The organism is Microcoleus sp. A003_D6, from assembly GCF_036702825.1.
Taxonomy (GTDB): Bacteria; Cyanobacteriota; Cyanobacteriia; order Cyanobacteriales; family Microcoleaceae; genus Microcoleus.
The window spans coordinates 1-13,566 of record NZ_JAUBWA010000062.1 but is presented as its reverse complement, the minus strand read 5'-3'; the positions used below and the strand labels follow the sequence as shown (position 1 = coordinate 13,566).

Here is a 13,566-nt window from a genome sequence, read left to right as displayed (position 1 = left end):
AAACCCCGACCCCGTTTTCCTCTCACCGCTAACAAACCTACACTTATAGCCCCAGTCTCCAAGGGGGAAGAAAAATGAAAATACTTAAAATTCAGACCTTACGCGGCCCCAACTACTGGAGCATCCGACGCCACAAACTCGTTCTGATGCGTCTGGATTTAGAGGAGTTGGCAAATAAAACCACATCTGAAATTCCTGGCTTCTACGAAGGGTTGACCGCCGTGCTGCCGAGTTTGAACGAGCATCACTGTTCTCCCGGCCATCGGGGAGGCTTCCTGCAACGTGTCAGAGAAGGCACGATGATGGGACACGTAATCGAACACGTAGCCCTGGAACTTCAGGAAATGGCAGGAATGCCGGTCGGGTTCGGTCGCACCCGCGAGACTGCGACCCCCGGCACTTACCAAGTAGTAATCGAGTATCAAAACGAACAAGCAGGTCGCTATGCCGCCCGGGCGGGGGTGCGGATGTGCCAGAGCATTGCCGATACAGGCTCTTATCCAGCAGCAGAATTAGTGCAAGATTTGAGAGACCTCAGAGAGTTTGCTTTGTCGGCGGCACTAGGGCCGAGCACGGAAACGCTGATCAAGGAAGCAGAAGCTCGCGGCATTCCTTGGATACCGTTGAGCGCCCGGTTTATGATTCAACTCGGCTACGGAGTTCACCAAAAGCGGATTCAGGCAACTCTGAGCAACCGCACGGGAGTTTTGGGGGTAGAACTGGCCTGCGACAAGGAAGGTACCAAAAATATCCTGGGTGCTGCCGGGGTGCCGGTTCCGAGAGGGACGGTGATTAATTATTTGGACGAACTGCGCGGGGCGATCGAAGATGTGGGCGGTTATCCGATCGTCCTCAAACCCCTAGACGGCAACCACGGCCGCGGCATTACGATCGACATCAATTCCTGGGAAGTAGCAGAAGAAGCCTACGATTTAGCCAGCGCAGCATCGAAAACAAAAAACGTGATTGTCGAGCGCTACTACACCGGCCGCGACCACAGAGTATTAGTAGTCAACGGGCAAGTCGTAGCAGTCGCAGAACGAGTCCCCGCTAACGTTGTGGGCAACGGCAAGTCTACAGTAGAACAGCTCGTTGAAGAAGTAAACCGCGACCCGCAGCGCGGAGACGGACACGACAACGTGCTCACCCGGATCACGATCGACAAATTGACCCTCGATTTGCTGGAAAAACAAGGATACGCGATGGACTCGGTATTGCCCGCCGGCGAAAGAGTATTCTTGCGCGCGACAGCAAACTTGAGTACCGGTGGCATTGCAGTCGATCGCACCGACGAAATCCACCCAGAAAACGTCTGGCTGTTTTCCAGAGTCGCCAAAATCATCGGTTTGGACATCGCCGGCATTGACGTAGTAACTCCCGACATCTCCCAACCCCTGCGCGATGTCAACGGCGTCATCGTCGAAGTCAACGCAGCACCGGGTTTCAGAATGCACGTCGCCCCGAGTCAGGGTTTACCCCGCAACGTCGCCGGCGCCGTCTTCGATATGCTCTTCCCCTCGCCTCAACCCAGCCGGGTGCCGATTTTAGCGGTAACGGGAACCAACGGCAAAACTACAACCACTCGCCTGCTTGCCCACATTGTCAAGCAGACCGGTCAGATTACCGGCTACACGACTACCGACGGCACTTACATCGGCGATTATTTGGTCGAAACCGGAGACAATACCGGGCCGCAGAGCGCTCAATTAATTTTGTCTGACCCCACGGTAGAAGTAGCGGTGCTGGAAACGGCTAGAGGCGGAATTTTGCGATCGGGCTTGGGCTTCGATCAGTGCGATGTCGGCGTCGTCTTGAACGTCGCGGCCGATCACTTGGGAATTGGCGACATCGACACCGTGGAACAACTGGCCAAGCTCAAGAGCGTCCTCGTCGAGTCGGTAATGCCCAAAGGCTATGCAGTTTTGAATGCAGATGACCCGCTGGTAGCACGGATGGCGCAGCGTGTCAAGGCTCAAATTGCATATTTTTCGATGAACCCTGACAACGAACTTGTTGCCAAACATACCGCAGCGGGCGGGCTGGCAGCGATTTACGAAAATGGTTACTTGTCGATATTGAAAGGCGATTGGACGCTGAGAATTGAGCAGGCTGTGAACGTGCCCCTGACGATGGGCGGACGGGCGCCGTTTATGATTGCCAATGCTTTAGCAGCTTGTTTGGCGGCTTTTGCCCAAGGACTGAAAATAGAAGACATTCGATCGGCTTTGTCAAGCTTCCAAGCGTCGGTGGGTCAAACTCCCGGACGGATGAATTTGTTTAAATTGGGCAGCTATCACGCTTTGCTCGACTACGCCCACAACCCCCACAGCTACAAAGCTTTGGGCAGTTTCGTGCTGAATTGGCCGGGACGGCGGATCGGGGTAGTTGGCGCCCCGGGCGATCGGCGAGATGAAGATTTTGTCACGCTGGGCAAACTTTCGGCCGAGATGTTCGATCGCATTATTGTGAAGGAAGATAGCGATCGGCGGGGGCGAGAACCCGGTGTTGTGGCAAAGTTAATTTGTCAGGGGATTGTAGAGGGAATTTCTGCAAGAACCGCAGACCGAGCTAAAGTTGAATACGAGTTGATTCTCGACGAAACAACGGCTGTCAACAAAGCTTTAGACGAGGCGCCGGCCGGCAGTTTGGTGGTGATTTTACCTGAAGGTGTCACCAAAGCTCTGACTTTGATTGAAGCCCGGAAACCGATTCAGGAATCTGTGGTAAATGCCAGTAGTGTCGATCGAGTTTCTGAGTCGCGCGACAGTTTAAAACCTTCGGTGGTGAATCAAGGCTAAACTCTGAAATTTGATTTCATTAATAGGTTGGGTTTAATTGTGTTAAACCCAACCTATTTGTTTGAGAAATTACATAATTCCTAATTTTTCTTACGGTTCACTTAAGATCGATCCCCCCTAACCCCCCTTAAAAAGGGGGGGACAAGAATGCTCTCAAAGTCCCCCTTTTTAAGGGGGATTTAGGGGGATCTCCAGGGCATAAATAGTGTTAAGTGAACTGTATTGCCGTATTATCTTTCAATATTTTCTCTGCAACCTCAATCAGTTCGCACACAGAATATTGCGTAAGTTGTGTAGTTTTAAACCCATGAGCAATAGCGTTCCGCAAAGAAAGCGCATTCATTAATAACTGATATTCGGATTTAGAAATTACGCCCTCAACCGTCAGTTTTTTCACTAAATACAGCGGTTCTAATCTTTGCAAACTTAGCTCTTCTTTCTGGGCAACAATCCTCAAAGTTGCCTCAACTAAAGACCAAGAATATAGCATTGCTGACTCTAGATGTTGTGTGACAAGTTGCTTGGCGACTTGCAAAGCCAACTCTATTTCATGCTCTTGAAAAGAATCGTCAGCTTTGGGAAGATCGACTGCATCCTCCGAGTTAATCATCACTAACTCAAACCTCCAACCAGGATTTTCTGCTACTGCTTGGGCTAAATTACGTATATATGTAGTAGAGGGTGAGTTGAGTGAAGTACGTGACTTGACAGCAATAACCACTGACTCTTCCCCCCGGCGCACTATCAGATCCGGGCGATAGCTTTTCAGGAAGTCCGGTAAATCTTCAGAGTTTGGATGAAATGAAATTTCATAACCTTTCTCACGATACTCCTCTGCTAGTTGTAGGAGTCGCTCTCTTTCTATGTTTGCAGTTGGGGTTGCCATCATGTCAGTACCTCTTGGTCAGGAGCATCAATTACGACAATGTGCAAGAATTCATTGCCACGGGCAAATCCTTCCGCTAGAGTCGAGGTCATATTTTCTACTTTAAAGTTAGCTGATAAATTCCTCTTGCGGGCTAGGACATCAGTTATAGCAGTTGACAGTTGACAGTTGACAGTTGACAGTTGACAGTTGCATAACGGGAATTAAACCATTGATGCTTGACGGTATCAGCTCTATTCATGAAGTTATTTATGTCCTCACCGATGTGGCGGTTGCTATACTTGATTGTCATCGACGTAGGCTAGCCCGATAATTGCATCTTGAATTGGTTTTACTATGTTGTCCACATCGATTTTAACAGAATCGTAGCAATAAGTTATCTGGAGTAATCGTAGGGTGTGTCGCCATCAACAATCCATGAAAAATATCGACTATTTAACAGCGACGCACCTTCTGAGCAGGGTCATTGTAAACAAACATAACATTTATTGTATAGCAATCTTTTGTTAAAATGGTATAACTATAGAATAAGGAAAAAGCAAGCAGCAGGGTTGAAAAATGAATGAAGCCGATCGCACCAGAGTCGAAACATTCATCACACGCTGGGAAGGTTCTAGCGGTAACGAACGGGCAAACTACCAGCTATTTTTTGCGGAAATGTCCGATGCGCTGGGAGTCGATCGCCCTTTTGATAAAGGCAGAATTCCCAACGATCCCTACTGCTTTGATAAAGATGTCAAAATTTTTCACCCCAGCGGGAAAGTGACTCCGGGGTTTGTTGATTTTTACAAAGCCGATCATTTTTTAATAGAGGCAAAACAGGGCGGAACGACGAGCAAAAAGGGAACGGCAAAGCGCGGAACCAATACCTATTTGCGGGAGATGGAAAAAGCGTTTGTGCAGGCAGTTGCCTATACTCGAACTCTCACCAGTAAACCACCGTTTTTGTTAACTTGCGATATTGGCGATCATTTTGAATTATGGATGGGTTTTAGTGGCGATTATGGTGGCTATGGGGCGCGGCGAGACATTGGATTAGCCGAACTCCGAAAAGCGGATGTATTCGATTTGTTTGTCGATATTTTTAGCAATCCGCAGCAGCGAAACCCGGAGAAGATTGCAGCGCGGGTGACGCGGGAAGTGGCGGCGGATTTGGCAGAGTTGGCGAAGGGAATGGAGGCGAATGTCGATCGCGCCAGCGACTCCCAAAAGGAGTATCCGCAGCAAGTCGCCCAGTTTTTGATGCGCTGTATTTTTACTATGTTTGCTGAAGATGTGGGATTGCTGAAGGAACATCTGTTTACAAAGGCGCTGGAAACGCGATGGATTCTTAACCCGAAAATGTTTAAACCGGAGGTAGAGGCGCTGTGGGAAGCGATGAATAAGGGGACGAGTTTTGGTTTTCATGGCAAGTTGTTGCGGTTTAATGGGGGATTGTTTTCGGATTCTGGGGCGTTTGCGTTGACGAAGGCGCAGTTGCAGGTGTTGTTACAGGCGGCGAAGCGGGATTGGTGTAATGTGGAACCGGCGATTTTTGGGACGTTGTTGGAGAGGGCGCTGGATACGCGGGAAAGAAGTAAGTTGGGGGCGCATTATACGCCGCGATCGTATGTGGAACGGTTGGTAAAACCGGTGGTGATGGAGCCTTTGGGCGATCGCTGGATTGCGGTACAAGCGGAGGTTAAACAGTTGCTGAACGCGGGGGAAGCGGAACCGACTGCAAATCAACAGAAAAAGGCGATCGCAGTTTTAGAAGCATTTCTGACCGAGTTACAACAGGTGAAAATTCTCGATCCGGCGTGCGGATCGGGGAATTTTTTGTATGTGACGTTGGATTTGTTGAAGGGGTTGGAGTCGGAGGTGTTGCGGCGTTTGGAGGATGTTACAGGCGCGGCACAGTTGCGGTTGGATATTAATCAAGTGAATCCGAGTCAGTTTTTGGGGATTGAGATTAATCCGAGGGCGGCGGCGATCGCGGATTTGGTGATTTGGATTGGCTATTTGCAGTGGCATTTTCGGCGATTTGGCGATCTTCCGCCGATCGAACCTGTGTTGAGGGAGTACAAGAATATTGAATGTCGGGATGCGGTGTTGGCCTATGACGGGGTAGAAGCGGATGTCGATGCGGCGGGGAAGGTGCGGACTCGCTGGGGCGGGCGGACGAGCAAAAGTCCGGTGACTGGTGAGGATATTCCCGATCCGACAGATCAAGTAACGATTTATCGGTATTTGAATCCGAGGGCGGCCGTGTGGCCGGAGGCGGATTATATTGTGTCGAATCCGCCGTTTATTGGAAAGCTCAAGATGCTTGACAGGCTTGGGGAAGGTTATGCCAAAGCACTACGTAAAGCTTATAAAAATCAGGTTCCTGATAGCTGCGATTTCGTTATGTACTGGTGGTACAAAGCTGCAAAACTGGCTGCTCATAGTAATATTAGTAAGTTTGGCTTTGTTACCACAAATAGCATCACTCAGACTTTTAATCGTCGTATTGTTCAAGAGGCTATAACTGATACTCACCCTATTTATCTAACGTTTGCCATCCCCGATCACCCCTGGGTAAACAGTGAAAATTGTGCAGCAGTCAGAATTGCTATAACTGCTGGTGCTGCTGGAAAAGCGAGCGGAAAAATTGAATCAGTTATTGAAGAAATAGAAGATCAAGACAGTGAAGATGTCAAAGTAGTAATTTCCCGAAAAATCGGCTTTCTCCAAAGTGATCTGAGTGTGGGCGCTAACGTTGTTGGCGTACAACCTCTTAAAGCTAATTCAAAGTTAGCAGGTATAGGTGTCATGCTGGGGAACGATGGTTTTATTGTTGAACCTGATATTGATTTTCCTGATGAAGCATTTGTTATTAAACGGCTAACCAATGGTAGTGATATTTTGAAGAAGAGCAGAAATATAAAAGTCATTGATTTTTATGGAATGACCATAAATGAGGCACAAATTACAGCTCCTAAAGCTTTTCAGCAAGTTCTAGTGAAGGTAAAACCTGAGCGTGAATTGAATAATAGAGAATCACGGAGAAAGAATTGGTGGTTATTCGCAGAAACTATGCCTAAAACCCGTGATTCTCTCAGCGGAATTAAACGATATATTCCTGTAGTATTAACCGCAAAATATCGCGTTTTCACATTCTTAGATCCAAGCGTTATACCTGACGTTAGTATTGTTGCAATCGCCCTTGACGACGCTTATTTCTTGGGAGTTCTTTCTAGTCGAATTCATGTTACTTGGTCGCTGGCAGCAGGGGGAAGATTGGGCATTGGGAACGATCCACGTTACAACAAAACTACTTGCTTCGACCCCTTCCCATTCCCCGACGCAACTGATACTCAAAAACAAACCATCCGAGAACTCGGAGAACGCCTCGACAGCCACCGCAAACGAGTCCAAACCGCTAACCCGGAAGTCACCATCACCGGGATGTACAACCTCCTCGAACAACTCCGCAAAGGCGAACCCCTCAACGACAAAGAGAAAGCCTTCAACCAAAAAGCCCTAGTCTCCACCCTCAAACAAATCCACGACGAACTCGATCGCGCCGTATTTGCCGCCTATGGTTGGGAAACCACCCTCACCGAAGACCAAATCCTCGAAAACCTCGTCACCCTCAACGCGCAACGCGCCGAAGAAGAACGCAACGGACACATTCGCTGGCTGCGTCCCGACTACCAATCTCCCGGCGAAACCTACGTACAACCAACTCTCGAAGGTATCACCACCGAAACCGAAACCGCGATTGTTCCCGCAGAACAACAACCCTTTCCCAAAACCCTCAAAGAGCAACTTTCCGCCATCCGCGACTTGTTTCGCACCCAAAGCGGCGAATGGACAGCTACCCAAGTCACCTCCCATTTCAAAGCAGCAAATCGCAAACAAAAAGTCATTTTCGACTGTTTGGAAAGCTTGGAAGATTTAGGGATTTTGCTCAGTCACGATGAAGGTGGCGTGACTTTTTGGCACCTGGCAGAAGTTGGAAATGCTGGGTAATACCATTCTTTAAAATTCTTACAACATGATTCGTAGGGTGTGTCGCCATCGACAATCTCTCGCATAAAGACCAACAACCTCATAGCGACGCACCTTAGATAATTGATAAAAACTATTGCTTGCTACAAAACAAGTTTGGTTTTTTTTCCTCAACTATTCTGTAAGGTGCGTCGATACGCATACTGAATTTATGCCATCTGTAAATACTCCAATACCAGCAACCGCAAATAGTCTAGCATTCGGATATAAGACCGCATTTGAAGATAGCCCGATCGCGTTTCAGCATAAAATTCAGCAATCGCAGAACGATCGAACACCCTAAGCTGATGTAAATTTGCGATCGCTTCCTCGCGATTATCAACTCCTGCGCCAGCCTCAATTTGACTCGCATAACCGCGAATGCTAACTGTCACTAACTCAAGCTCCTCCAAAAACGAAAACTCTTCCTCGGTACCAAGATAGCTATGAGCTATCTCTTTGCGCTCTGATTTAGTTTTTTCATCCTCAACATTCAACTGTGTCAAAAGCTGCACAATAATATCCTGCTGAATCGTTAACTTGTTTTGAACTTGTGCCATAGTTCTATTCCTCATTAATGCCATAAGTCACTATTTTCTCAACACCATACTGGTCAGATCGCACAATTAAAAACTCATTGCCCTTTCGATAAACAGCGGCTCCATCCTGCCGATATCCCGTCCGAGGAACTCTCACAGCACCTCTGGTGTTGAAGTTGTGTGCTTTACGCAGATATTTGAGTGGATCAAATCCTTTTCTTTGTGAATGGTCTAACACACTCTGGGCAACAGTTCGATAAGTTCCTCTATCCCATTCAGAAAGATATTGCTGTAATTCAATAACTTCAGTGTTGGAATAGTCTTCAAACAGTCGAGACAAATAAGTATCTACAGATGATTCGTCTGGCATTCTCACTATAATTTTAGAGGATATTATTTATCATAGCTTTTAGCAAAGAGATCGATCGCCTTTTACCCCTTAACTACCACCCACTGAGTAATCGGTGCTAGCGGTTTCCAACCGATATAAGAACCGATCGCACCAACCCGCTGAATCCCAATTCTAATCAATTCGCCGCCGTGCAAAGAATGCCATTGCAGCACCGTAAGTTCGCTTTCAACAGTCACCGCATTTACCACCAAACGGCCACCTTCACCTAAAGCATTCCAACAAGTTTCTAACAAAGCCTCTGCGGTGACACCGCCGCCAATGAAAATAGCATCCGGTGGCGGCAAATTTGCCAAAGCAGCCGGTGCGTCTCCCGCCACGATTTTGAGTTCGGGAACACCAAAATTAGAGGCATTTTCAGCAATGTATTCCAGTCTAGTTGGATGGCGTTCGATCGCGATCGCCCGACAACTCCGATGACTCCGCATCCACTCAATCGCGATCGAGCCACAGCCAGCGCCCACATCCCACAGCAACTCCCCCGGAATCGGCGCTAATGAAGACAGCGTAACGGCTCGAACCTCCCGTTTAGTCAACTGTCCGTCGTGGCGATATGCAGCATCCGGTAAACCCGAAGTGCGGGGGAGGATAAGAGTTTCGCGATCGGCTGTAACTGCAATGGCGATCGCATTCAAATCCGCCAAATCCGCCATATTCCAAGCTGCTGCAACCCCCTCAATCCGCCGTTCCGCCTCCGACCCCATCCGCTCGAACACGGTCATCAAACTGCTGCCAAACCCCCGCTGTGTCAACAAATTGGCAACCTTTGCGGGTGTATGTCGATCGGCACTCAACACCAGCAAGCGTGCACCGGGATAGAAAGCAAGGGCGATCGAGGCGATCGGGCGATTGGTTAAACTGAAAGTCTCAACTTGGTCTAGTGACCAACCCAAACGGGCGCAAGCAAGACTAAAAGCCGATGCTGCGGGAATTACAGTCATTTCCGAAATGGGAATTTTGCGCGACAGTGTTACCCCAATTCCGTGACACATCGGATCGCCGCTTGCGATCACGCAAACAGATTCTGGACGCCTGCTGATGATGTCGTCAATGGTTTTTTGCAGGGGTGAAGCCCAAACTAATTTTTCGCGGGTGTCGTCGGTTGGTAGCATTGCGAGGTGGCGCGCGCCCCCGACAACGATTTTAGATCGATCGAGTAACGATCGGGCGATCGGATTCAATCCCGAAAGTCCATCCTCGCCAATTCCCACTACCGAAAGCCATTTGTGCATTGCGCCAAGGTAATTATGATTTATCAATTTTCAAGAATAATATGGGATGACATTTACAGTATTTTTTGATCGAGAGGTCAACCGCAGATGTTAGGCTGATAAACACGGATTAACGCAGATTAACAATTTTAAAAAAAATCTATTGTGGCTATGCTAGGGAACTGCAATTGCACTGTTTTTAGGATTAATGAATCTGGGCTAGTGAGTCATTATTTTAACTCACTACGGGATGCAGTTTAACCAGAGCAATTGGGTTTTTTAGCGAATCTGCGGCCTGCAACCTTTATATTTTTGTAAAAAAGTCTGTTTCTCGCTATTCCTCTGAGATTAAACAAAATTAGCGGGCATTTGTTAAGAAAGTTAAGAATTTTTGCTGCGGGCGATCGACTTGTGATACATTTCTTAAACCTGAAAGCGGGAAAGTCCGGTGCAATTCCGGCGCTGTGCCGCAACTGTGAAAGTCAGAATGCCGATTTCGGGGCGCGTTTTGCGCGTTTACTTGTAGGTTCCCTGCGTCGCACGGGGAAGGAGATTATTTGTTGCTTTTGACTGATTTACCGACTTGTCCGGGCCTATTCTCCGGTTCCCGCGCCCGCGACGGAATATTATCGAGGATGCGGATTCCGGGGGGAATTTTAAGCGTACAGCAATGTTGGACGATCGCCGATTTGGTCGATCGCTACAGTACCGGCTGTTTGCAAATCACAAATCGGGCAAATTTGCAAATCCGAAAATTGCACTCGGAAATTCCCCCAGAAATTTGGCAAGATTTGCAGGAATTGGGATTAGCGTCTCGCCGCGTTGAAGTTGACCCGATTCGCAATATGATGGCAAGTCCGACAGCAGGAATCGATCGCCAGCAGTTACTCGATACTCGCCCGCTAGTCAAAGCTTGGGATGATTACCTGCAAAAACATCCTGAGTTATCGGAACTTTCGGCTAAGTTCAGCATTGGCTTTGACGGCGGCGAAGCGGTTTCGATCCGCGATTTACGGAACGATATTTTATTAGTACCAGAAAGCCTACCGAAGAATTTTGAAATTGTTTTTCGCCTGTATTTCAACAGCAATACAGGAATTATTATCGAACAATCGCAAACTATTTCAGTATTAGCATCCCTCGCTAATATCTATCTGGAATACACCAAAAATCGGCCGCGAATTGAGGGCAAAAAACCGCGCTTGCGGCACCTGCTAGCCGATTGGGGCGTTGAAAGTTATCTCGAAAAAGTAGAGACAAAATTGCCGTTTCCCTTGAGGCGAAGCGCGATCGAACTTTCAGAAAGGGCGATCGAACCCAACGCCAATCTCGGCATCCACCGTCAGCGACAGTCGGATTTCTCCTACATCGGCATTGCTCTGCCCCTAGGCAAGCTAGAATCAAAACAAATGCGGAATTTGGCAAATTTAGCCCAAAATCTCGCCAATGGCACTCTGAGGCTTACGCCGTGGCAAAATCTGCTGATTTCCGACATCCCCAACTCCCAAGTTTCTCAGGTCAAACAGCAAATCGCTGATTTAGGATTGCACTCATCCGCAACTAACCTAGATTCCTGCTTAGTTGCTTGCGCCGGTAGCAGCGGCTGCGCGTCAGCGGCGACAGATACTCAAAGTCACGCCCTAGCAATGGCGAGGGATTTAGCGCAAAAACTGACGATCGACCGATCGATAAACATACATTTCAGCGGCTGCGAAAAATCCTGCGCCCAACACCAGCCAATTGACATCACCCTAATAGGAATTCAGATACAGCAGGGAAACGAGACGATCGCAGGTTACAACATTTATGTAGGTAAAAAAGACTTGCCCTTTGGACGGCAAATCTTCCCCGCTGTTAGTGTAACCGAGATGCCCCGCGCGATCGAAAAAATGCTGCGCGCCTACCACCAACTTCGAGAACCGGGTGAGTCATTTGGCGAATTTTGCGATCGATGGGCGATCGACAAATTACAACAATGGTTCAATCTTAATAAATCAGAATAAAAATTCAAATAACAAATAACAAATAACAAATAACAAGTAACCAATAACAAGTAACCAATAACCAATGCTTGACTACATCCGAGACGGAACAGAAATCTACACAAAATCCTTCGCCACAATCCGCGCCGAAGCAGACTTGTCAAGCCTACCAGCAGACTTAGAAACAGTCGCCGTGCGACTAATTCACAGTTGCGGAATGATCGATATCGTTACAGACTTAGCAGCTTCCCCCGGTGCCGCCACCTGCGGGCGTCAAGCCCTCGCAGCAGGCGCGCCGATTTTGTGCGACGCCCGAATGATAGCCGAAGGCATCACCCGCAAGCGACTTCCCGCTAACAATCAGGTGATTTGCACCCTCTGGCATCCCGATGTCCCGGAGTTGGCGCGCCAAATCGGAAATACTCGATCGGCAGCAGCCCTTGATTTGTGGCTAAAGGATTTGGAGGGTGCGGTTGTGGCAATTGGTAATGCCCCGACTGCTTTGTTCCGACTCCTGGAAATGTTAGATGATGGAGTCCCGAAACCAAGTTTAATTCTGGGTTTCCCGGTAGGATTTGTGGGGGCGGCCGAATCCAAAGCGGAACTCGCTGCCAACAGTCGGGGAGTGCCATTTATTACAGTACACGGGCGGCGCGGCGGCAGTGCAATGGCAACGGCGGCCGTGAATGCGTTAGCGAAAAAGGATGAATTATGACTGAGACTACTGGTAAGTTGTACGGATTGGGCATCGGCCCTGGCGATCCTGAATTGATTACTTTGAAAGCTTATCGGATTTTGCAATCGGTGCCGGTGATTGCCTATCCGGCGATGGAAAACGGTAAGGTGCTCGCCAGGGCGATCGTAGCGGATTACCTGCGTCCAGAACAAATTGAGATTCCGATGCCGTTGCCTTTTAGTCCGACGCGATCGTCTCAACCTTATTACGATATTGCAGCCGAGAAAATTGCCGCCCACCTCACCGAGGGCCGAGATGTTGCGGTTTTGTGCGAGGGCGAACCTTTTCTCTACGGCTCGTTTATGTACTTATTTAACCGTTTGTCGGGAAAGTTTACTACGGAAGTTGTGCCGGGAATTTCTTCGACTATGGCGAGTGCGAGTGCGCTGGGAGTGCCGTTAACTTATCGTAACGATGTGTTAAGTATTATGCCTGCGACGCTGGATGCGGATATTTTGCGCGATCGGCTGGCGCTGGTTGATGCTGCTGTGATTATTAAGCTGGGCCGACACTTCGCGAAGGTTCGGGACGTGCTGATTGAGTTGGGGCAGTTCGATCGAGCTTTGTATATCGAACGCGCAACTATGCCGAATCAGCGAATTAGGGTGATCGCAGATGTCGATCCCGCTGAAGTTCCCTATTGGGCTCTCATTATGATACCCAGCCAGCAAAAGTCTGTATCTTAATATTTCCATGCCTGAAGGCGACAAGCTTCCAGGCTTTCCCTATTTTTTTGTGCATTCTTGCCCATTTATCCAGCATTCCTGATATTGATAACTCAACCTTATGATTCTCATAAGTTAATCTGTTGTTACAATACTTTACAAACATTAGAATATGCTTTATATTTATTTACATGACGGAACACAAAGCCGTCACGAACATTGACAAATCAATAAAGCAATCATAAACAAATGACAACAACCTTACAGCAGCGCGAAAGCGCCAATGTCTGGGAACGGTTCTGTGAGTGGGTCACATCCACCGACAA

General features: G+C 48.3%; 10 protein-coding genes and 1 riboswitch. Of the genes, 5 read left to right on the top strand and 5 right to left on the bottom strand.

The window, feature by feature from the left end; all coding sequences use genetic code 11:
* The first annotated feature begins 74 nt into the window (after nucleotides 1-74).
* Nucleotides 75-2,798 carry a cyanophycin synthetase gene (cphA, locus tag QUB70_RS18010; RefSeq protein WP_332982390.1) on the top strand — a complete coding sequence of 908 codons (2,724 nt, stop codon included), beginning with the start codon at nucleotides 75-77 and terminating at the stop codon, nucleotides 2,796-2,798.
* Nucleotides 2,799-3,006: 208 nt separating this feature from the next.
* On the opposite strand, the gene QUB70_RS18005 is transcribed toward cphA, so the two are convergent.
* Together QUB70_RS18005 and QUB70_RS18000 are read right to left on the bottom strand one after the other, a co-directional pair.
* Nucleotides 3,007-3,687 (bottom strand): hypothetical protein, encoded by a 681-nt coding sequence (locus QUB70_RS18005; RefSeq protein ID WP_332982389.1) that lies wholly within the window; start codon nucleotides 3,685-3,687, stop codon nucleotides 3,007-3,009.
* Between the two features lie 272 nt (nucleotides 3,688-3,959).
* On the bottom strand, nucleotides 3,960-4,037 hold the full coding sequence (locus QUB70_RS18000) for a RusA family crossover junction endodeoxyribonuclease (protein ID WP_332982439.1): 78 nt from the start codon (nucleotides 4,035-4,037) through the stop codon (nucleotides 3,960-3,962).
* Nucleotides 4,038-4,242: 205 nt separating this feature from the next.
* Here QUB70_RS18000 and QUB70_RS17995 point away from each other — a divergent pair, with 205 nt between their 5' ends.
* On the top strand, nucleotides 4,243-7,680 hold the full coding sequence (locus QUB70_RS17995; RefSeq protein WP_332982388.1) for a class I SAM-dependent DNA methyltransferase: 3,438 nt from the start codon (nucleotides 4,243-4,245) through the stop codon (nucleotides 7,678-7,680).
* Nucleotides 7,681-7,868: 188 nt separating this feature from the next.
* Here QUB70_RS17995 and QUB70_RS17990 read toward each other — a convergent pair whose 3' ends face one another.
* The 3 genes from QUB70_RS17990 to cbiE all read right to left on the bottom strand — a co-directional run bounded on the left by QUB70_RS17990 (nucleotide 7,869) and on the right by cbiE (nucleotide 9,878).
* Nucleotides 7,869-8,258 carry a hypothetical protein gene (locus QUB70_RS17990; protein WP_332982387.1) on the bottom strand — a complete coding sequence of 130 codons (390 nt, stop codon included), beginning with the start codon at nucleotides 8,256-8,258 and terminating at the stop codon, nucleotides 7,869-7,871.
* Nucleotides 8,259-8,262: 4 nt separating this feature from the next.
* On the bottom strand, nucleotides 8,263-8,607 hold the full coding sequence (locus QUB70_RS17985) for a hypothetical protein (RefSeq protein WP_332982386.1): 345 nt from the start codon (nucleotides 8,605-8,607) through the stop codon (nucleotides 8,263-8,265).
* Nucleotides 8,608-8,669: 62 nt separating this feature from the next.
* Complete coding sequence (gene cbiE, locus QUB70_RS17980) at nucleotides 8,670-9,878, bottom strand: precorrin-6y C5,15-methyltransferase (decarboxylating) subunit CbiE (protein ID WP_332982384.1); 1,209 nt, start codon at nucleotides 9,876-9,878, stop codon at nucleotides 8,670-8,672.
* Between the two features lie 400 nt (nucleotides 9,879-10,278).
* Nucleotides 10,279-10,358, top strand: a riboswitch (adenosylcobalamin-variant (AdoCbl-variant) riboswitch).
* A 56-nt stretch (nucleotides 10,359-10,414) separates the two neighbouring features.
* Here cbiE and cobG point away from each other — a divergent pair.
* The 3 genes from cobG to QUB70_RS17965 all read left to right on the top strand — a co-directional run bounded on the left by cobG (nucleotide 10,415) and on the right by QUB70_RS17965 (nucleotide 13,261).
* Nucleotides 10,415-11,860 carry a precorrin-3B synthase gene (gene cobG, locus QUB70_RS17975; protein ID WP_332982383.1) on the top strand — a complete coding sequence of 482 codons (1,446 nt, stop codon included), beginning with the start codon at nucleotides 10,415-10,417 and terminating at the stop codon, nucleotides 11,858-11,860.
* A 64-nt stretch (nucleotides 11,861-11,924) separates the two neighbouring features.
* Nucleotides 11,925-12,554 carry a precorrin-8X methylmutase gene (locus QUB70_RS17970; protein WP_332982382.1) on the top strand — a complete coding sequence of 210 codons (630 nt, stop codon included), beginning with the start codon at nucleotides 11,925-11,927 and terminating at the stop codon, nucleotides 12,552-12,554.
* Nucleotides 12,551-13,261 (top strand): precorrin-2 C(20)-methyltransferase, encoded by a 711-nt coding sequence (locus tag QUB70_RS17965; RefSeq protein ID WP_332982379.1) that lies wholly within the window; start codon nucleotides 12,551-12,553, stop codon nucleotides 13,259-13,261. The genes QUB70_RS17970 and QUB70_RS17965 overlap by 4 nt, the downstream gene beginning before the upstream one ends.
* The last annotated feature ends 305 nt before the right edge of the window (nucleotides 13,262-13,566 follow it).